General features: G+C 64.7%; 20 protein-coding genes and 2 pseudogenes. 7 read left to right on the plus strand and 15 right to left on the minus strand.

What is annotated here, in order from left to right; all coding sequences use genetic code 11:
• Positions 1-291: pseudogene (locus QZ281_RS17140) on the minus strand (amidohydrolase); the annotation flags it as partial.
• An 88-nt stretch (positions 292-379) separates the two neighbouring features.
• Between QZ281_RS17140 and QZ281_RS17145 the strand changes: the two are divergent.
• Positions 380-730, plus strand: coding sequence for a hypothetical protein (locus tag QZ281_RS17145; RefSeq protein ID WP_292230507.1), 351 nt, complete (start codon positions 380-382; stop codon positions 728-730).
• 59 nt (positions 731-789) lie between these two features.
• The gene (locus QZ281_RS17150) at positions 790-1,230 is read left to right on the plus strand and encodes an SRPBCC domain-containing protein (RefSeq protein WP_292230510.1); all 441 of its coding nucleotides are present in this window, start codon (positions 790-792) and stop codon (positions 1,228-1,230) included.
• 12 nt (positions 1,231-1,242) lie between these two features.
• On the opposite strand, the gene QZ281_RS17155 is transcribed toward QZ281_RS17150, so the two are convergent.
• The 9 genes from QZ281_RS17155 to QZ281_RS17195 all read right to left on the minus strand — a co-directional run bounded on the left by QZ281_RS17155 (position 1,243) and on the right by QZ281_RS17195 (position 10,376).
• Positions 1,243-2,235: a type II secretion system F family protein gene (locus tag QZ281_RS17155; protein ID WP_292230512.1), complete on the minus strand. Its 993-nt coding sequence runs from the start codon at positions 2,233-2,235 to the stop codon at positions 1,243-1,245.
• 9 nt (positions 2,236-2,244) lie between these two features.
• Positions 2,245-3,219 (minus strand): type II secretion system F family protein, encoded by a 975-nt coding sequence (locus tag QZ281_RS17160; RefSeq protein ID WP_292230515.1) that lies wholly within the window; start codon positions 3,217-3,219, stop codon positions 2,245-2,247.
• A gap of 3 nt (positions 3,220-3,222) precedes the next feature.
• Positions 3,223-4,869, minus strand: coding sequence for an ATPase, T2SS/T4P/T4SS family (locus tag QZ281_RS17165; RefSeq protein WP_292230518.1), 1,647 nt, complete (start codon positions 4,867-4,869; stop codon positions 3,223-3,225).
• Positions 4,870-4,872: 3 nt separating this feature from the next.
• Positions 4,873-6,387 carry a cellulose synthase operon protein YhjQ/BcsQ gene (locus tag QZ281_RS17170; RefSeq protein ID WP_292230521.1) on the minus strand — a complete coding sequence of 505 codons (1,515 nt, stop codon included), beginning with the start codon at positions 6,385-6,387 and terminating at the stop codon, positions 4,873-4,875.
• A 3-nt stretch (positions 6,388-6,390) separates the two neighbouring features.
• Positions 6,391-7,053 (minus strand): CpaD family pilus assembly protein, encoded by a 663-nt coding sequence (locus QZ281_RS17175; protein ID WP_292230524.1) that lies wholly within the window; start codon positions 7,051-7,053, stop codon positions 6,391-6,393.
• Positions 7,054-7,061: 8 nt separating this feature from the next.
• Positions 7,062-8,471, minus strand: coding sequence for a type II and III secretion system protein family protein (locus tag QZ281_RS17180; RefSeq protein WP_292230527.1), 1,410 nt, complete (start codon positions 8,469-8,471; stop codon positions 7,062-7,064).
• Between the two features lie 8 nt (positions 8,472-8,479).
• Complete coding sequence (gene cpaB, locus QZ281_RS17185) at positions 8,480-9,442, minus strand: Flp pilus assembly protein CpaB (protein WP_292230530.1); 963 nt, start codon at positions 9,440-9,442, stop codon at positions 8,480-8,482.
• A 127-nt stretch (positions 9,443-9,569) separates the two neighbouring features.
• Positions 9,570-10,052 carry a prepilin peptidase gene (locus QZ281_RS17190; RefSeq protein WP_292230533.1) on the minus strand — a complete coding sequence of 161 codons (483 nt, stop codon included), beginning with the start codon at positions 10,050-10,052 and terminating at the stop codon, positions 9,570-9,572.
• Between the two features lie 144 nt (positions 10,053-10,196).
• Complete coding sequence (locus QZ281_RS17195) at positions 10,197-10,376, minus strand: Flp family type IVb pilin (protein ID WP_292230536.1); 180 nt, start codon at positions 10,374-10,376, stop codon at positions 10,197-10,199.
• Positions 10,377-10,622: 246 nt separating this feature from the next.
• Here QZ281_RS17195 and QZ281_RS17200 point away from each other — a divergent pair, with 246 nt between their 5' ends.
• From QZ281_RS17200 to QZ281_RS17210, 3 genes are read left to right on the plus strand one after another with little or no spacing between them, the layout of a single operon-like run.
• Complete coding sequence (locus QZ281_RS17200) at positions 10,623-11,042, plus strand: pilus assembly protein N-terminal domain-containing protein (RefSeq protein WP_292230539.1); 420 nt, start codon at positions 10,623-10,625, stop codon at positions 11,040-11,042.
• Between the two features lie 59 nt (positions 11,043-11,101).
• Entirely contained in the window at positions 11,102-11,593 is a 492-nt protein-coding gene (locus tag QZ281_RS17205) for a TadE/TadG family type IV pilus assembly protein (protein WP_292230542.1), read from the plus strand.
• Positions 11,590-12,135: a TadE/TadG family type IV pilus assembly protein gene (locus tag QZ281_RS17210; RefSeq protein WP_292230545.1), complete on the plus strand. Its 546-nt coding sequence runs from the start codon at positions 11,590-11,592 to the stop codon at positions 12,133-12,135. Before QZ281_RS17205 ends, QZ281_RS17210 begins: the two co-directional genes overlap by 4 nt.
• Here the strand turns inward: QZ281_RS17210 and QZ281_RS17215 are convergent.
• From QZ281_RS17215 to QZ281_RS17235, 5 genes are all read right to left on the minus strand, one after another.
• Positions 12,132-13,445, minus strand: coding sequence for an anthranilate synthase component I family protein (locus QZ281_RS17215; protein WP_292230547.1), 1,314 nt, complete (start codon positions 13,443-13,445; stop codon positions 12,132-12,134). The two genes, QZ281_RS17210 and QZ281_RS17215, sit on opposite strands and share 4 nt — an antisense overlap.
• Positions 13,442-14,221: a tyrosine-protein phosphatase gene (locus QZ281_RS17220; protein ID WP_292230549.1), complete on the minus strand. Its 780-nt coding sequence runs from the start codon at positions 14,219-14,221 to the stop codon at positions 13,442-13,444. The genes QZ281_RS17215 and QZ281_RS17220 overlap by 4 nt, the downstream gene beginning before the upstream one ends.
• A gap of 21 nt (positions 14,222-14,242) precedes the next feature.
• Positions 14,243-14,545, minus strand: coding sequence for a transcriptional regulator (locus tag QZ281_RS17225; protein ID WP_292230552.1), 303 nt, complete (start codon positions 14,543-14,545; stop codon positions 14,243-14,245).
• Entirely contained in the window at positions 14,545-15,168 is a 624-nt protein-coding gene (locus tag QZ281_RS17230) for a hypothetical protein (RefSeq protein WP_292230556.1), read from the minus strand. The genes QZ281_RS17225 and QZ281_RS17230 overlap by 1 nt, the downstream gene beginning before the upstream one ends.
• A gap of 119 nt (positions 15,169-15,287) precedes the next feature.
• Positions 15,288-16,733: an AMP nucleosidase gene (locus QZ281_RS17235; RefSeq protein WP_292230558.1), complete on the minus strand. Its 1,446-nt coding sequence runs from the start codon at positions 16,731-16,733 to the stop codon at positions 15,288-15,290.
• Positions 16,734-16,861: 128 nt separating this feature from the next.
• Between QZ281_RS17235 and QZ281_RS17240 the strand changes: the two genes are divergently transcribed.
• Positions 16,862-18,112 carry a multidrug effflux MFS transporter gene (locus tag QZ281_RS17240; RefSeq protein WP_292230561.1) on the plus strand — a complete coding sequence of 417 codons (1,251 nt, stop codon included), beginning with the start codon at positions 16,862-16,864 and terminating at the stop codon, positions 18,110-18,112.
• Positions 18,113-18,199: 87 nt separating this feature from the next.
• Positions 18,200-18,992, plus strand: a pseudogene (locus QZ281_RS17245) (aminopeptidase); the annotation flags it as partial.

The raw sequence follows: 18,992 nt of genomic DNA on the forward strand, positions 1-18,992 counted from the left end.
GGCGACGCGCCCCGGCTTGGCGCCGCGCAGTATGCCGACTACGCCCGTCTTGCCGACGCCCGTGCGGACCTCCAGCCCCAGCGCCCGCAGATGGTCGGCGACCACGCCTGCGGTGCGCGTCTCGGCAAAGCCCAGTTCAGGATGCTGGTGCAGATCGCGCCGCCATGCCGTGACCTCGGGCAGGATGCGCTGGACGGCGGCATCCACAGTGGCGACCGGCACGGTCTGCGCATGGGCGGCCCCTGCCGCCAGCGTCAATGCGAGAGTGGAGGCGGCAAGCAGACGGCGCATATGAAGATCCTGTGAAATTTCAGCCCGCCCAATGGTGTGGGCGCCGCGCCCACTTGTGCAACCATCATCGGTCGCCGATCATCATTTTATGGCCAAGCCGATCAAGAGCACCGACACCCAGTGGCGCGATGTCGTGCTGGTGTGCCGCAAATGCTCCAAGAAGCTGGACGGCGGTTTCGGCCCTGACGGCGACCTGACGCTGAAGAAGGCGCTGCGGAAATACCTGCACCTCAGCAAGGGCAAAAAGGGCCGCAAGGGCGAACTGACGGTCACCGGCGCCGATTGTTTCGACATCTGCCCCAAGGATGCAGTGGTGGCGGTCAACTCGGCCCAACCCAAGAAGCTGCTGATCATCCCCGCAGGCGCCGACCTGTTCGAGGTCAAGACACGGCTGGGACTGGATGACGGACGGCGGCTGAAACTGGTCCAGCCTGAGTAAGCGACGCAGCAGCGCATCGGGCCTTCCTTCTGGCGAAAAGCCGTGCCAGACCGCACGCCATGGAAGACACCCGCATCGACAAGCGCGCCGGCGTTAAGGCTACCTCGGACCGGCTCTGGGAGCTGATCTCGGACCTGCCGTCGTGGAACGACTGGAACCCCGTCGACAAGGATGTGGAAGGCGCCATCGCCTACGGCGGCCAGTTGGTGATGACCGAGGCCTATCCCGACATGGCGGAACGCCGCGCCATCGGCCGCGTCGCGGAATGGCAGCCCTATGCGCGTCTGGTCTGGACCGAGAAGCGCGGCTTTCTGTTCGCCACCGTCCGTTACATCGGCATCGAAGAACTGGACAAGGGAAGCTGCATCGTCACCTCCGGCATCCGTTTCATTGGCTTGCGCGGCGAACTGTACCTGGACAAGCACAACGCCAAGATCCGCAGCGCCCAGGAGGCTATCGTCGAAGGCCTGAAAGCAGCCGCGGAACGTCAGAGCGCCTGAAGCGCTACGCCGCTAACCGCCTGCGCCGCCCCCGCCCATCGTGTCCTGAATACGGATGATGGCCGGGCCAAGGATGACCAGGAACAGCACCGGCAGGAAGAACAGGATCATCGGCACGGTCAGCTTGGCCGGCAGGGCCGCCGCCTTCTTTTCCGCCGCCGACAGACGCAGGTCGCGGTTTTCCTTGGCCATGGTCCGTAGCGCCGTGGCCAGAGGCGTGCCGTAGGTTTCAGCCTGGGTCATGGCCGTCGCCACCGACTTCACGCCCGGATGGTTGGTGCGCTTGCCCAGGTTTTCATAGGCCATCCGGCGATCCGGCAGATAGGACAGTTCCGCCGACAGCAGGCTGAGCTCCTCAGCCAGGGCGACCGATGTCGTGCCCATTTCCTGACTGACCTTGGCGATGGCGGCCTCGATCGACATGCCCGCTTCGACACAGATCAGCAGCAGGTCCAGCGCATCGGGAAACGCCTGCATGATCGAGGTGCGGCGCTTGGTGATCTGGTTCGAGAGGAAGACGTTCGGCGCATAGAAACCGATCACCGCCGCACCGACGACAATGACCAGCCGCACCGTGAAGGCCAGCCCGAAGTCATTCAGGATGAAGACGTAGAAAACCGCGATGGCGAAGAAGATGAAGGGCGTCGCGAACCGGAAGAAATAGAAGGTCGTGATCGGGCGCGGACCGCGATAGCCGCCTTCCGCCAGCCGATCCAGCAGCTTGGGATCTTCCAGCAGCTTGATCAGGTTCAGCCGATCAACGACCCGCTTCTGAAAGCCTTCGTCCGTGTGACGCAGCCCGGCGTTTCCGGGGTTTTGAAGCGCGGCGCGCGAGCGGCGTTTCAGCTCGTCGCGGCGTTCGTTCACCGACTTGATGCGCTTGTTCAGATCGCGATTGCCGCCCATCGACGACAACAGGGTCACGACCGATGCAAAGACCAGCACGCCCACGGCGAGGCTGAGCAGGTTCTGCGGCTGGGTGATGAAATGGATGAAGCCGTTCATTTCTTCACCTCAGAACTTGAACGAAATCATGCGCTTCATGACGAAGATGCCCAGGGACATCAGCATGACCGCAATCAGCAGCACGAAGTTTCCGCGCGGGTCCGTGAACAACACGCCCATGTAGGACGGGGTGGTCAGGCTGACCAACGCCATCACGGTCGGCGGCAGGGAGCCGATGATGCCGGCCGAGGCGATGGCTTCGGACGACAGGGCCTTGATCTTCTCACCCATCATCCGGCGCGCACGCAGCACGGTCGACAGATTGCCCAGCGCCTCGGCCAGGTTGCCGCCCGTCTTCTGCTGAATGGCGATGACGATGGTGAAGAAGCGCAGTTCAGGGGTGGGGATGCGCGCATACATCCGCTCCAACGACTGCTCCAGCGTCATGCCGACGCCCAGACCCTCGACCAGACGCTGGAACTCAGGCCCCAGGGGCGCCGGGCTTTCGCGGGCGATGATCTTGAAACACTCATGAACCGGCAGGCCCGATTTGATGCCGCGCACGATGACGTCGACGGCGTTCGGAAACTCCAGCGAAAACTTCGCCATCCGCTTCTTGGCCAGAAAGCCGATGATCCAGCGGGGCAGACCAATACTGACGATCAGGCTTATGCCCAGGGCGATGACGATGTTCATGCCGAACAACAAGGTCAGGCCCAGAGCCAGCACGCCCAGGACGCCGCAGATGATGTAGAAGGTCTGCACCTTGAGCGACAAACCGGCGTGGGCCAGCTTGGCGGACATGGACATGCGGGCCTTGCGTTCGCGCCGCTCGGCCTCCTGCAGCTGCGTCATGATCTGCTTGCGGCGCGCCTCTGGCGTATTGGCGACAGCCGTCGTCTTGCTGCTCGCCGCGCTCTTTCGACCCGCGAGCGTTTCGGCCCGCTTCAGGGCCTGGCTGCTGGAATCATCGCCCCCGACCAGCGCCCAGCCCAGACCGCCGATGGTGATGAAGGCCAGAATGGCGGCGAGGATCGGCAGCATCGGTTACTCCGCCGCGTCCAGGGCGTCAGCCAGTTCGCGCTCCAGCCCGTAATAGCGGGCGCGGTCCCAGAAGCGGGGGCGGGCGATGCCGGTCGAACGGTGACGACCGACGACCTTGCCGTTCTCGTCTTCGCCGGTGATGTCATAGACGAACAGGTCCTGGGTCACGATCACATCGCCCTCCAGACCCACCACCTCGGTGATGTGGGTGATGCGACGCGAACCGTCGCGCAGACGTGCAGCCTGGACGATGACGTCGACCGAACCCACGATCATCTCGCGGATGGTGCGCGACGGTAGGCCGTATCCGCCCATGGTGATCATGGATTCCATACGGCTGATGGCTTCACGCGGGCTGTTGGCGTGCAGGGTGCCCATGGAGCCGTCGTGGCCGGTGTTCATCGCCTGCAGCAGGTCGAACGCCTCGGGGCCCCGGACTTCGCCGACGATGATCCGTTCAGGACGCATCCGCAGGCAGTTCTTGACCAGATCACGCATGGTGATCGTGCCCTGACCTTCCAGGTTCGGCGGACGGGTTTCCAGACGCACGACGTGCGGCTGCTGTAGTTGCAGTTCGGCGGCGTCTTCGCAGGTGATGACCCGCTCGGTCGGGTCGATGAAGGCCGTCAGGGTGTTCAGCAGCGTGGTCTTGCCCGAGCCCGTGCCGCCCGAGATGACCAGATTGCATCGCGAGGCGCCGATGACGCCCAGGACGCGCGCGCCCTCGGGACTGATGGAGGCGTACTCCACCAGATTCTTCATCGTCAGCTTGTCCTTCTTGAACTTACGAATGGTCAGGGTCGGACCATCGATAGCCAGAGGCGGGGCGATGACGTTGACGCGCGAACCGTCCGGCAGACGGGCGTCGCAGATAGGGCTGGATTCATCGACGCGGCGGCCGACCTGCGACACGATCCGCTGACAGATGTTCATCAGCTGGGTGTTGTCGCGGAAGCGGACATTGGTCAGCTGCACCTTGCCCGCGACTTCGATGAAGACCCGGCCCGCGCCATTGACCATGATGTCCGCAATGTCGTCGCGGGCCAGCAACGGCTCCAGCGGCCCATAGCCCAGCACATCATTGACGATGTCCTGAACCAGATGCTCCTGCTCGGCGACCGACATGGAGACGTTCTTGATCGCCACCAGTTCGGAGACGATGTCGCGGATTTCCTCCGACGCCGCCTTCTGGTCCAACTGGGCCAGTTGGGACAGGTCGATGGTGTTCATCAGCGCGTTGAAGATGGTCGTCTTCGTGGCGTGATAATAGTCGCTCTGTTCACGGACGATCTGGGTGACCGACTGCGCCTTCTTCAGCTGCTCAAGACCTGCCGTGGGCTTGGGTCCGGCGCCCTGACGCGGCGTGGGGGCGGGCGCAGGCGTCGCCTTGGGCCGGTTGGCCAGCGCATCGAGGCGATCCGCCGAGGCCGTCTCCTGCGGACGGGCCTGAGCAGGGCCGCTATCGGCGAATGACGCAGCGGGTTCGAACGCGCCTTCTTCACCAAAGGCGAAGGGTTCAGGCTGCGTGCCTGCCTGGGGCTGCGGCGTCATGACGGCGGCGTCGGCATAGCCGGAGGCGCCGCCCGGCTTGGCTGCCGGGGACAGAGGCGCGGGTGCGGCGCCGGGCTGACCTGTGCGCTTTCCGAACACGCGTCAGCGCTTCTTGAACAGAGAGGCGATCACGGACTTGGATTCTCCTGCCGCAGGCTTGGCGGCGGCGGCCCTTGCCGGTTTGGCCGCCTTGCCCTTGGCGCCCGCTGCGGGCAGTTCGCGCCGCGTCACGATCTGGGCCAGGGTCTGGAAGGCTTCGGCGGCCTTGGTCTTGGCGCCCGCATCGACCACCATCTGACCGTTGTTGGCCGCCGCCCCAAAGGTCTTGGCGTCGAACGGAATGATCAGGCTGGGGTGAACGCCAAGCGCTGCGCCAAAGTCCTTGGCCGGGATTTCCGGGCGCCCCGGCACCCCGACCTGGTTCAGCACCAGACGCGGCGGCGCGTCGTTCGGACGGCTGTGGCGGATCAGATCGATCATGTTCTTGGCGTTGCGCAGGGACGCCAGATCCGGCGTCGCCACCACCACCACTTCGTCGGCGCTGATCAGTGTGCGGCGCATCCATGGCGACCACAGGTGCGGCAGGTCCAGCACCACGAAGGGGGCGGTGGAGCGGATGCGGTTGGTGACCTCCTCAAACGCCTCGGTCGAGATGTCCCAGTCGGCGTCCAGGGTGGCGGGCGCCGCAAACAGGCTCAGCTTGTCTGTGCAGCGGACCATCATCCGGTCCAGCAGGGTCGCATCCAGACGATCCGGCTGACCCAGGGCGTCGGCGACGCCGTTCAGCGGGTCCTGATTGAAGTCCAGACCGGCGGTGCCGAACGGCAGATCATAGTCGACCATGACCGTATTGGCGCCGATCCGCTCAGAGATCGCATAGGCGGTGTTGTGGGCCACAGCCGAGGCGCCAGCGCCCCCGCGTGCGCCGACAAAGGCGATGGTGCGGCCGACGAAGGGCTGGGCCGGGTCGTTGAACAGTCCGCCGATGGCCGAGATCAGCTGCAGCGGCTGCAGCGGCGCCACCAGATATTCGCTGACCCCGCGCCGCATCAGTTCGCGGAACAGGATGATGTCATTGGTCGATCCGATGACCACGACCTTGGTGCCTGCGTCGCAGACCTCGGCCAGTTGATCTACTTCCTGCAGCAGCCCCTGGGGGTCACGCAGGCATTCGACGATGATCAGCGGGGGCGTTGGTTCGTGCTGATAGGTCTCGACCGCCGCCATGACGCCGCCGACGCGGATCTGGGTCGTAGCCCGTGACATGCGACGGTCCTGCGCCGCACGTTCGGCGGCGTTCAGGGTGTCCTGACGCTCCGCGAAGACATGGATGGCGATGCGTGGCACCGACACCTCGGCGATGGACCCGACCGGCGCCAGACCCGTCTGTGACTGAGGCGCCAGTTCGCCTGCGGTGCTGTAATCCGCAGCCGCCGCTACGCGTTGATTGCCGCCATGAGGCGCATCAGCCAACGGCGCTGACGACTGAGGTTGCGGCTGTGTGTTGAAGGACAAGGGCGAGGCCTGGGGTTGAGGCGACGCCTCGGAAAAATCCATGTCCACATCGAACACGTCGCCGGCGTAAGAACCTTGTGTCTGGGAAGCGTAGGCGTTCATCCGCTAGTCCACCGCTTTTGAGATTCTGCCATTGACCAGTTCTTCCTGCGGCGCAGAGGTCGCTGTTCCCGCGCGATACATTTCGAACACCTTGGAGCGGCGTCCCTGATCCGCGCCGGTCATGCCGCGCGGTTGGACAATGTCACGCGGGTTGGCGATCTGGGCGGCCAGGTTGGCCGTGACCGCGCAGCCGAAATCGGGCGAGGTGCGGTTGCTCCAGGATCCGCCCAACTGGGTCGGCGCGGTCGCGCAGTTGGGAATATGCGCCCGCAGGGTTTCGAACCCCGCCAGCACAGGCGCGCGCGGATTGGGCGCATTATAGGCCATCACCACCACACGCTCCGACGGCACGCCCATGCCCGTCAGGACATCGCGCACGCTCCAGGCGATCTGGGCCGAGACGGGATCGCCGCCCGACGGTCCCTCGATGCGGATCACATCCGCCTGTTCAGCCGCAAATCGCTGCACCAGGCTGGACAGGGCCGCCTGTTGATTGGCCGACAGCCCATTATCGTGGACGGCCAGGGCGATGCGGTCCAGGCCCGGCTCGACCTCCAGCACATAGTTGCTGAGGCTGTTCAGAGCGGCGGGTTGAGTGGGGACGCTGGTGGCGCAGGCGCCAAGCGCAGTCGCAGCGAACACCAGGGCAATGGCGGTGTGTTTCATGGCGCGCCTCATTCGATCACATAGCCCACGGGCCCCTGCCAGCCGCTGCCGGCGGGATTGGAGGACGGTTCAGGGCTGCCGTAGCGTTGGCTCAACTGGCCGAACAGAATGCTCTGGGCGTCGCTGGCGATATGCAGTCCGTCCGCTGGTGTCTGCAGCCGCCCCGGCGCCGTCGGCGACACCACATAGGCTTCCAGGATGATGACCAGTTCCGTCTGGCCCGACACATAGTCACGCGACCGGAACAGGGAGCCCAGCACCGGCACGTCGCCCAGCGCAGGCACCTTGTCGATGTTCTGACGTGTGGATTCCCGCAGCAGTCCCGCGATCATCAGAGAGCCGCCGCTGGGCAGTTCGACGGTCGAGTTGGCGCGACGGACGCTCAGCGCCGGGATCACCAGCGAGTTCTCGGCTGACGGGTTCATGGTGAAGGCGCCTTCGCTGGTCAGTTCCGACACCTCGGTCGACAACTGCAGCGTGATGCGCCCTTCCGACTGGACGACCGGCCGCACAGCCAGGCGCACCCCGTAGGGTTTGAACTCGATGCCAATGCGGGAGCTTCCGTTATCGGTCGTCTGGTTCACCGGTATCGGGAACTCGCCACCGGCTAGGAACTCGCCGCTTTCGCCGCTGACTGCGGTGATGTTCGGCTCGGCCAGTGTGCGCAGAAGGCCCGCCCGCTCAAAGGCGCGCAGGCGCGTGCTCAACCGATTGCCGTCTCCGCTCTGGTCCGTATAGCCCAGAGCCCCGCCGCCCAGGATGCTGCCGTTCACGCCGAAGGTGGCGCTGTTGGCGAAGGACAGGCCGTCGCCGACAGAGTTCAACACCGCCGAAACATCCAGTCCCAGTTGCTTGACGGCGGTGCGTTGCACCTCGACGACGCGGGCCTTGACCGTGACTTGATCCGAACCGGCGACGCTGACCATGTTCAGCACCTTCTCGGGCGCCGAGACGAAGGCGCGGGCGATCCGCTGCGCCTGATCGGCCTGGGCCGGGCTGACGACCATGCCAGTCAGGATGATGCTGTCGTTGACGGCTTCCGCCCGAACCGTTCCGCCGGGGATCAGTCGGTTCAGCGTGTCTTGCAATGCGCCGGTGCCCGCATCGACCCGAACTCGCAGCGTCAGGATCTGGCGTCCTGCGGCATCCAGGAACACGGCGTCGGTTTCACCGGCGCCCAGACCGATGATGGTGATGCGGCGTGGCGAATGCAGCATGGCCTCGGCCACCTGCGGATTGGACACGATCACGTCACGGGCGTCCGCCGGAAGGTCCACGGCGAATGAGGTGCCACGCGGCAGATTGATCAGTTGGGGTGCTGCGCCCATCGACACGGCAGCGCGGGTCTGGGCCATGGCAGGAGCAATCGGCCCCAGCGCGGCCAGCAGGGCGCAGGCGACGACGGTGGAAGGTTTCATCGAGAGCCTCACGGGATCGTCACCACTTCTGGAGCGCCGCCGCGATAGACGCGGACGGAGGTGTTTCGCGCTGCGACCGCCGCGCGCTGGGCGCCGCGAACGGCGCCGGACGGCCCGGCGGTGTCGGCGTATGAACGAAGAACCAGCGACAGTTCGCCCTCAGCCTTGGCCAGGGCCAGAAGCTCGGCGTCCTTGGGCGTGACCTCCAGCGTGGCCGTCGCGCCGACCACGGACTGTTCATCGTCACCGGCGCGCGTGGTCTGGTCGACGGCCAGAACCTTCAGGTTCTCCAGAACCGTTCCGGTGGCGTGCTTGGCGCGGTCCGAGGCGGCCCCTTCGGTTGCGCCATTATTGTTGTTGTCCAGTTGGCGGGTCAGGACCACATCGACCCGATCGCCGGGAAGGATGAAGCCGCCCGCCGCCGTTTCGACCGTGACGCGGATAGCCATGGCCCGCATGCCGGGCTCCAGATAGGCGGCCATATAGCCGCTGTCCCCTGCGCGAACGATCTTGCGGGCCACGATAGGCTCTCCAGCCAGGATGGGTTCACGGACGACCGAACCGACATAGTCGGCCTTTGCTCCGCCCGTGGCGATGTCGTTGGCGGCGCGTGCGACCTTGGCGACGGCGCTGGGCTGGCCCTCAACGGTTCCCGCAGCCGGTTTGGCGGGCGCTGCCTTGGCGTCGGCCTCGACAGGCTTGGCCGGAACGGGCGTAGAGCCGTCGGTGATGTAGAGTGGATTGACCTCTGCGACCGGCATCTCTTTCCAGTCGAGATCGGCCTCCGTCAGCTTCTTGCCCGGCGCCAGATCATGTGCGGCGACCAGAACACGCGCCTTGGGCTGGGTGTCAGCGGCTGCGGCAGGTGTCGCGGGCGCATTCGACGAAGAACCCATGGCCCGGACGACCAGGGCCAGGCCGATAGCCGCCACGGCGGCGATGCAGATGACGGCGATGCGAGCGGGCTTCATCCAGACGGTCTCCGGCGTGGAGTGGAACCAGGATTCGGTCCAAGAACACTCTGCCGTTAACAATCATGAGGCGAGTAGGTTAACGCGCCCCTAAACCTTCAAGACCAGCGCTTTTAGACGCTCGATGTTATTGAATGAGCGCGAACGCCTGCATCAGATCGGCATTGGGGAAGGCCAGCAGCGCGCCGATGGCGATGGCTACGCCATAAGGAATATCGCCCTTGGGTTCCAGCAAACGCGAGGCCCAGGCAGGCGCATAGGGCGTCACCATCTGAAGATGTTGCCGCGCCATCATGAGGAATAGACAGAATACGCCGCCGACCACGCCGGTCCACAGGAGGAACATGCCTGACCCGGACAGGCCGAGCCACAGACAGCTTGCGGCGATCAGCTTGGCGTCGCCGCCGCCGATCCAGCGCAGAGCGAACATGCCGGCTCCGATGAACAGGGCCGCCAATCCTATGCCGACATGGATAGCCAGGGCCGTCGGACCAAAGCCCGCCAGAAGCGCCACGGGAAAGAACAGCAAGACCAGAACGACTGAAATCCAGTTCGGGATCTTCATGGTCAGCAGGTCGTGCAGCCCGCCAACGATAACGAGAGCAGGCATGACACCCAAAGCGATAAGAATGGCGACGTCCATGAGCGACACCCTAAAGAGCAGACATTAAGGCCGCGTTTCTCAAGCCGCAAAAGCAAAAGGCCGGAGCGATATCGCTCCGGCCTTCAGTACGACTAGACTGTCAATTAAGACTTACGACGCGTCTGCCGCTTCGATGCCGTCAGTGATGGATTTGAACGTTGCCTTCAACTGGCCACCCAGAGCGGTCACGGCGCCGATGATGACGACGGCGATCAGAGCAGCGATCAGGCCGTATTCGATGGCGGTGGCGCCGGACTCGTCTTTAACGAAACGCGAAACAAACTTGGTCATTTTGGATCCCTTTCAAAATAGATCAGCGAGCAACTTGGCGGGGGGAGCCGGATGCCCGCTTGACCCCCAAACGCAGGATCAAAATGCCCGACGCGAGTTAAAGCCGCGTCATGAGGTTTGGTTACTGCGATATTTACTTGAAAAAATATCCAAGACCTCTGTTTTCCACGCTTCAGTCTTTGTTGAGAAATGCTGACGCATCTTGCGCGTCACCACGCGCGTGCGCGCTGTTTATCAGGCACCAACATGTCCCGCACTTCCGCCGCTCTCGGCCTCGCTCTCGCCCTTGCCGCCGTCACGGCTCCGTCCGCGTCCTGGGCGCAGGCGAGCACGATGAATGTGGAGATCGACCGTTCCGCCCGCGTCCGTCTGACCGGGGGCGCGGCTTCGGTGATCGTCGGTAATCCGCAGATCGCCGACGTCACGGTTGTGGACGCCAACACCCTGTTCATCACGGGTAAGGGTTATGGCGTGACCCAGGTCGTCGCCGTCGACGCCATCGGACGCACCCTGTTCCAGCGCGACATCGTCGTCACCGCAGGCTCGACCGGCTCGGTCCGCGTCTGGCGCGGCGCCCAGGCGACGGAAATGGCGTGCGGCGCCAGTTGCGCGCCCAGCGTGCGTACGGCAGGTGAAAGCGGCGCCGGCCGCTCCACCGCGCCTTGATCATTCGCCCGATGGGTTTCGCTCGCAGATTCAGTAAGGCGACGCAGGGCACTGCGGCGGTGGAGTTCGCGCTCGTCGCCGCGCCCTTCTTTCTGTTGCTGGGCGCGATCATGGAGCTTGCCATGGTCTTTGTGCTCGATTCTGTGCTCGAGGCCGCCACGATGGAGACTGGTCGGATGATCCGCACAGGACAGGCCGACGCTCAGGGGTTCGACGCCGTGCGCTTCAAGAAGGAAGTCTGCAGCCGCATGAGCGTCTGGTCTGGCGACTGTCAGACACGCGCCACGGTGGATGTGCGTGTCATCGGTTCATTCAACACCACCCCTCCCGCGCCGTCCAAGCCTGAAGATCTGAAGGACTGTTATAATGGCGGCGGCCCCGGCAGTCTCGTTCTGGCTCGGGTCTGGTATCGCCAGCCGGTGATCACGCCCATCCTTGATCAGGCCATTGCCCGCGTCGGCAACCAACGCACCGCCCTGCTGCAGGCGACGACCGCGTTCAAGAACGAACCCTTCACCCAGTCCGGCTCTGGCAGCGCAACCTGTAAATGACGATGGGTCGAAACATCCTCAGCAGGCTGGCGCGGGACACCAGGGGGCTCGCGGCGGTGGAGTTCGCCATCCTCGCGCCTGTGATGATCCTGATCTACGTCGGCGTGGCGGAAGTGTGCCAAGGCTATATGGCCATGAAGCGCACCAATCATGTCGCCGCCATGGTCGGCGATCTGGTGACCCAGAACAGTTCGCTTGATCAGGCAGGCTTCACGAACATTTTCGGCATCGGCGGCCAGATCATGGCGCCCTTTCCGGTGACGACGCTGAAGCAGCGCGTGACCAGCATCACACGTATCTCCGCCACCAAACTGCAGCTGGACTGGAGCAAGGGGAACGGCATGTCGGCGATGAAGCTCAGCGAAGCCTCTGTGCCGGACGGGGTGATCGCGCCGGGCCAGACCGTGATCATCACCGAGGCCTACTACGCCTATAAGTCGCCCCTAGGCTACGTCATGCCGGCGCTCACCAACTTCAAGCACACGACCTATCTTCAGCCACGCAACACCAACACGGTGGATTGCATACGCGCCTGCACCTAATCGCGGGGCGAGATCAGGGCGTCCCGCAGGGCGAATATCTTGGCGTCGGTTTCGGCGCATTCGGCCTCGGGGTCGCTGTCCGCAACAATCCCGGCGCCGGCCAGGGTGCGAAAACGCCAGCGTTCGCCTTCCCGTTCGAATGAGGCCGTGCGGATCAAAACCGAGGCTGTCAGCCCGCCATCCGCCTCGATCAGGAATAATGAGCCGCACCAGGGGCCGCGCGGCGGTTCATGCTGGGCGATCACCTTCATCGCCTGATGCTTCGGCGCGCCCGTAATGGACCCCGGCGGGAAGGTGGCCTCCATCAGATCGGCAGGGCTGACGCCGGGCGCAGCACGCGCTGTCACGGTAGAAACCAGGTGATGGACAGTGGGGTGGCTCTCGACCGCAAACAGGTTTTCGACCTGCACAGAACCGGGCTGGGACGCGCGGGCCAAGTCGTTGCGCATCAGGTCGACGATCATCAGGTTCTCGGCCCGGTCCTTGGCGCTGGCCAGAAGATCAGCGGCCAGAGCGGCGTCCTGAATGGGGTCGGCGCCGCGTGGGCGGGTGCCTTTGATCGGACGGGCCTCGATACGACCCGTGGCGGCGTCAAACGCCAGAAACAACTCGGGCGAGTTCGAGACCAGAGCCCGGTCGCCGATCCGCCAATAGGCGCCAAACGGCGACGCCCGCCCCCGTTGCAGACGCAGGAAAACATAGAAGGGATCGGCGTCCGGCTTCAACACCCCGGACCAGGCGCGGGCGATATTGGCCTGAAACAGTTCGCCCGCAGCGATGCGAGACACGACATCGGTGACGGCATCCTGATAGGCGGCTTCGGACGTTTCGATCTCAAAGGTTTCGGCGGGGGCGGGCCGCGCCTCTGGTTGTTTCGCGCCACCCAGCCAGCCTTCTGCCCGACCGGCGGCGGCCTCGGCATCCGCCTGCGTCACGCCCCGGCCTATGATGCGGACGGATCGCTCATGATGGTCAAAGGTCAGCAGGGCGGGATAGCGGGCCAGCATAAGATCGGGCCAGATTGCCTGCCGCCGCCCCGTCGCCGGGCGCGCGCCCGCATCATAGGCCGCCAGTCCGACCGTGCCGGGTCCGAATATTGGATCACGCAGCGCCGCGAATAGGGCCGCATCATCGACTGGACCGACAGACACCCGGTCAGGCTCGGCTCCGACATGGGACCAGCGCCCGCCCGGTCCGCCATCGGACAACAGGGCCAGAACCCCGTCGCCGCCGCCCAGCCCCGCGACGACATGCAGAGGCTCCACCCACGGATGGTTGCGGATGAAAACGCAGTCCAGTCCCTGGCTCACGCGGACAGACGCGCCGCGATCCGCTCGCGCAGGTCCGCGTCCACGCCCAGCACCTGTTCCAGATAGGCGTCCAGAGAGCCGTTACGCTTGTCTATCTCGGCGAAGGCGGCGTCCAGATAGTCAGGCTCCACCCCCAGGAAGGCGACCACGGCTTCATGCGAAGCGACGCGTCCGGTCATCTTCTCCAACTGACGGGCGACGGAGGGCGCGCGACGATCCAGATCGACGGCGGCGTTGGTCAGCAGAAAGTCTTCGATCAGGTCATCGCGCGAAACGCCCAGCAGATGGTGGGTCAGGGCCGCCAGAAAACCTGTGCGGTCCTTGCCCGCCGCACAATGGATCAGGACCGGCCGATCGGTTTCAGCCAGGGCGCGGAAATAGCGGCTGAACACATCCCGGTGCGACACGTCGAACGGCAGGCGGCGATAGGTGCCGGTCATGAAGCGCCGCCCGGATTCCGGCGTCAGGTCTTCGGTCTTCAGGAAGGTGATGTGCGGCGCCTCCATGCCGTCATCGACGTTTCCGGCGATCACCTCGGCATCGAAACCTTCAGGCCTGCGCGAAGGCTGGTCGCGGCGTTCGCCTGCGCGGCGCAGGTCGACCACCGTGCCGATGTTCAGCGCCTTCACCCGTTCCAGATCGGCGTCGCTGGCGCGGGCGTGGTGGGCCGAGCGCAACAGAAGACCGGGCCGTAGACGCAGCCCGGTCCCAACGGCGTAATCGCCATAGTCGCGGAAGTTGTCGATGGCGTCGAAGGTCAGAAGGCGGCTGCTCATGGGTGAGCTTCTAGCGCGTCTTTATCGTTCTGGCAGCAGTTGCGACATTGCGTCCAGATAGGCGACGAAGGCGGTGCGCCCGGTTTCTGTCAGGCTGGCCTCGGTCAAGGGCTTGCGCCCCTTGAAGCTCTTGTCGACCTTGACGAACCCGGCCTCTTCCAGTTTTCGCAGATGGACCGACAGATTGCCGTCGGTCGTCTGCAGTCTGGCCTTCAGGCTGGTGAAATCCGCCGCCTCGGCCCCTGACAGATAGGCCATGATGCCCAGTCGGATGCGGCCGTGAATGACCTCGTCGATGCGGCTGATGTCGAAATCATCCGCCATCAGATGACCTCTGCCGGTTCCTGACGCATCAGGATCAGGCCGGGAATAAGGGCGACGGCGAAGATCATGGCCGTAAAGAGCAAATACATGGTCACGTCACGCGCAAACCAGCCCATCGCCACGGCGCCGACGTAGGACAGCAGCCCCACGACTGTCATCCAGCGCGTTCGGGTCATGGCGCCTGCAATCATCCAGGACGAGCCATAGGCGACGAAAACCACCGTCGGCATGATGGTCATGCCTGACCAGTCGCTGGTCCTGAACCCCATAGCCATCAAGGCCAGCCACGTTGCGAAGATGCCGTAGCCAACCGTCGTCCAGGCGATGCCGACGGCGCGGTTGCCTGTCGACCTGAAGCCCGGCTTGGTTTTCATTCGCCCGATCAGAACAGCAAGCGTAATGCCGAAAACGGCGCCTGCGCCGAGCCACAGCCAGACGGGCGCCCAGGGACTAGCCGCAACGACGCCGCTCAATAGCGCCCATTGTGCAAGATTGGCGGCGCCGAACACGATAGCCGCCGTGACCAGTATCGGTCCCGCCAGCAGCGGGGCGTGACGTCCCTCGTGGGCCAGCGCCCGCATATAGGCGATGTCGTCCTGAATAGCCTGATTGTCGCGCGCCATGGGGCGTCCTCCTGAAACCTGATGAACTCAGGATCAGCCATTCGCTTTATTTTGTAAAGTTCTTTTTTGGAGATCGGTTTCCGCCCGATCCGCAGCTCGCGGACCGGGCGGATGAAGGCTTAACGGAACGGCGGCTCGTCGAAGGCGCGCAGCTTGCGCGAGTGCAGGCGCGGGCCTTCGTTGCGCAGCAGGTCCACGGCCTGAATGCCGATCTGAAGGTGTTCGGAGATCGAACCCTCGTAGAAGCGGTTGGCTTGGCCCGGGAGCTTGATCTCGCCGTGCAGCGGCTTGTCGGACACGCACAGCAGGGTGCCGTAGGGGACACGGAAGCGGTAGCCCTGCGCCGCGATGGTGGCGCTTTCCATGTCGATGGCGACGGCGCGGCTCTGGTTGAAGCGCAGCGCCGACTTGGAATAGCGCAGCTCCCAGTTCCGGTCGTCGGTGGTGACGACCGTGCCGGTGCGCAGGCGCAGCTTGACCTCATCGCCAGGCATTCCGCTGACCGACTTGGTGGCGTCGTACAGGGCGCGCTGAACCTCGGCGATCGAGGGGATGGGGATGTCCGGCGGCAGGACAGCGTCCAGCACATGGTCGTCACGCAGATAGGCGTGGGCCAACACATAGTCGCCGATCGTCTGGCTGGCGCGCAGGCCGCCGCAGTGACCGATCATCAGCCAGACATGCGGGCGCACGACGGCCAGGTGATCGGTGATGGTCTTGGCGTTGGACGGGCCGACGCCGATATTGACCAGGGTCACGCCCTGATGGCCCGGCGCCGTCAGGTGGTAGGCCGGCATCTGGTGCTTCTTCCAGGCCGTGTCGCTGATCGCCGCCTCAGGGTTGGGCGTGTCGCGCGTGATGACGATGCCGCCCGCGCAGGACAGGGTCTCATAGGGCGTGCCCGGCGTCTGCAACTGCTCAATGGCCCAGCGCACGAACTCATCGACATAGCGATTATAGTTGGTGAACAGGACATAGGACTGAACATCATCGACCGGCGTGCCGGTGTAGTGTTTCAGCCGCGCCAGAGAGAAGTCGGTCCGCAGGCCGTCGAAGTGTGACAGGGGGAAGTCGCCGCCCGGTTCGAACAGACCGTCAGCGATTTCGTCGCCGATATGGGCCAGGTCCGTGGTCGGGAACCAGCGCGCCAATGCCGCCGTCATCGACCGGTCCAGCGCCACTTCCAGACCGTCGGTCACATAGGGGAAGGGGATTTCCTGACGCGACACCGCGACCTCGAAGGTCGCGCCGTATTCTTCCTCAAGCAGACCCAGTTGCTCGGTCAGATAGGGACGGAACAGGTCCGGCCGGGTGACGGTGGTGGAATAGCTGCCCTGACGCGACAGCCGGGCATAGGCGCGCGGCGCCAGGTCCTGGGGGCGATCCCCGTCCCAGCGGATGCGAAGTTCAGGATAGGCGAAGACGCCTTCGGCACGTTGCAGCGGGTCAGGCCGCGCGCCGGTGTTGACGAAGTCCCGCACGGCGTCGCGCAGGTTGGTCACGGATTGATTGTAGAGGGTTTCGAGGCGGTCCAGCGCCGCCTGTGCTGTCATTTGTTCTGTCATGACTTCCTCTAGCCGAGCTTCGTGACAATGGCGAGGCGCCACGCGTTCAAGCTCGATTTCGTTGCATTGCAGCAAGTTATGACACCTCTGCGGTTGCGCATCCGGGCGCGGCGGCGCATCTGGCCCCCATGTCCGTTTCCCCCGCGTCATCCGCCCCGAAGAAGGAACTCGGCTTTATCGAGTTTGTCTGCATCGTCGCCCTGATGATGGCGTTGAACGCCCTGGCCATCGACGCCATGTTGCCGGCCCTGCCGCACATCGCCGAAGATTTGGGCCTGGTGAATGACAATGACCGCCAATGGGTGGTCACCGCCTATCTGCTGGGGTTCGGCGGGGCGCAGTTGATCTACGGACCGCTGGCGGACCGTTTCGGACGCAAGCCCGTGCTGCTGGTCGGGGTCGGCATCTATGTGGTGTTCAGCCTGCTGGCGACCATGGCGCCGACCTTCGACATGTTGATCCTGGCCCGTATTGGTCAAGGCTTGGGCAGCGCCTGCACCCGCGTTCTGGCCGTCTCCATCGTGCGCGACCGTTATGAGGGCCGCACCATGGCGCGCGTCATGTCCTTCAGCTTCCTGGTCTTCCTGGGCGTTCCCATCCTGGCCCCCTCCATCGGCCAGCTGATCATGCTGGTCGGGCCGTGGCGCTGGATCTTCGGCGGTCTGGGGCTAGTCGGCGTGGGCCTGATCGTCTGGGCGTCGCTGCGTCTGCCCGAAACACAGAAGCCGGAAGACCGCCTGCCGATCCAGTTCAGCCGTCTGGTCTCCGCCTACAAGACCGCCCTGACTGACCGCACCGCCATGGGCTACACCCTGGCCATGACGGCCATCACCGGCGCCCTGTTCGGTTTCATCAACTCGTCCCAGCAGATTTTCGCCGATGTCTTCCATGCCGAGGCCATCTTCCCCGCTGTCTTCGCCCTGATCGCGGGCGGCATCGCCGCGGCCTCGCTCTTGAATGCGCGCCTGGTCGTCAGCCTGGGATCGCGCAAGATTTCGCACACCGCCCTGATCGGCTTCACCTCGATTGCGGGCATCCATGCGCTGGTGACCCTGACCGGGCATGAATCCATCTGGACCTTCGCTATCCTGCAGACCCTGACCATGTTCTGCTTCGGCATGATCGCGGGCAATTTCGGCGCCATGGCCATGGAGACCATGGGCCATATCGCCGGCACCGCCGCCTCGATCCAGGGCTTCATCTCGACCATCATCGGCTCGCTGCTGGGCTTCGCTATCGGCCAGCAGTTCAACGGCACTGTGACCCCCATGGCGGTCGGCTTCACCCTGATGGGTCTGATCGCCCTGGCCTGCGTTCTGTATGCAGAGCGGGGGCGGCTGTTCCAAGCCCATCACGCCAAGCCGCTGCCCGGCGCCTGATGCGGATGCGACGACCCAAGACTTGATCTTTTCATCATTTCCGCGCGTTCTCCGGCCAATCCTCTGGTCAGAACCCGGAAAGTCTCGATGAAGCGCAAAGCCTTCGGTCTCGTCTCCGCCCTCGCCCTCGCCGCCGCGCTCAGCGTCGGAGCCTGCTCCGCCACGACCGGAGAATCCGCCATGACGCCGCCCGCCATCGCGCCCGCCCCCGGCCCGCAAGCGGTCGACAGCCACACCTACGCTCGACCCGAGATCGCCCGCGTCGTCGACGTGGCGCTGGACCTGACCGCCAATTTCCAGACCAAGACCCTGTCCGGCGCCGCGACACTGGACGTGCTGACGGCGCCGAACGCGGCCGAGGTGATCCTTGATGTCCGTAATCTGGACATCCAGTCGGTCAGCGATGCGGCGGGCCAGCCTCTGCGCTTTGACATCGGCGCCGATGACGCCATCAAGGGCCAGTCCCTGACGGTGCATTTCCCGGCCTCCACGACCGAGGGCCGCCGCAAGATCGTCGTACGCTATTCGACGCGACCGGACGCCGCCGCCCTGCAATGGCTGACTCCGGCCCAGACGGCGGGCGGCCAGAAACCCTATCTGTTCAGTCAGGGCCAGGCGATCCTGACCCGCACCTGGGTTCCGACCCAGGACAGCCCCGGCATCCGCCAGACCTATTCCGCCCGCATCACCGCCCCGGCCGACCTGACCGTGGTGATGAGCGCCGACCACCTGACGCCTGAAGGGGAGCCGGCGGCGAACGGCCAGAAGACCTGGCGCTTCCGCATGAACAATCCGATCCCGCCCTATCTGATCGCGCTGGGCGTCGGCGAACTGGCCTTTGCGCCCTTCGACAACCGCACCGGCGTCTGGACCGAGCCCA

Origin of the sequence: Brevundimonas sp. (assembly GCF_018608325.1) — a bacterium.
Lineage (GTDB): Bacteria > Pseudomonadota > Alphaproteobacteria > Caulobacterales > Caulobacteraceae > Brevundimonas.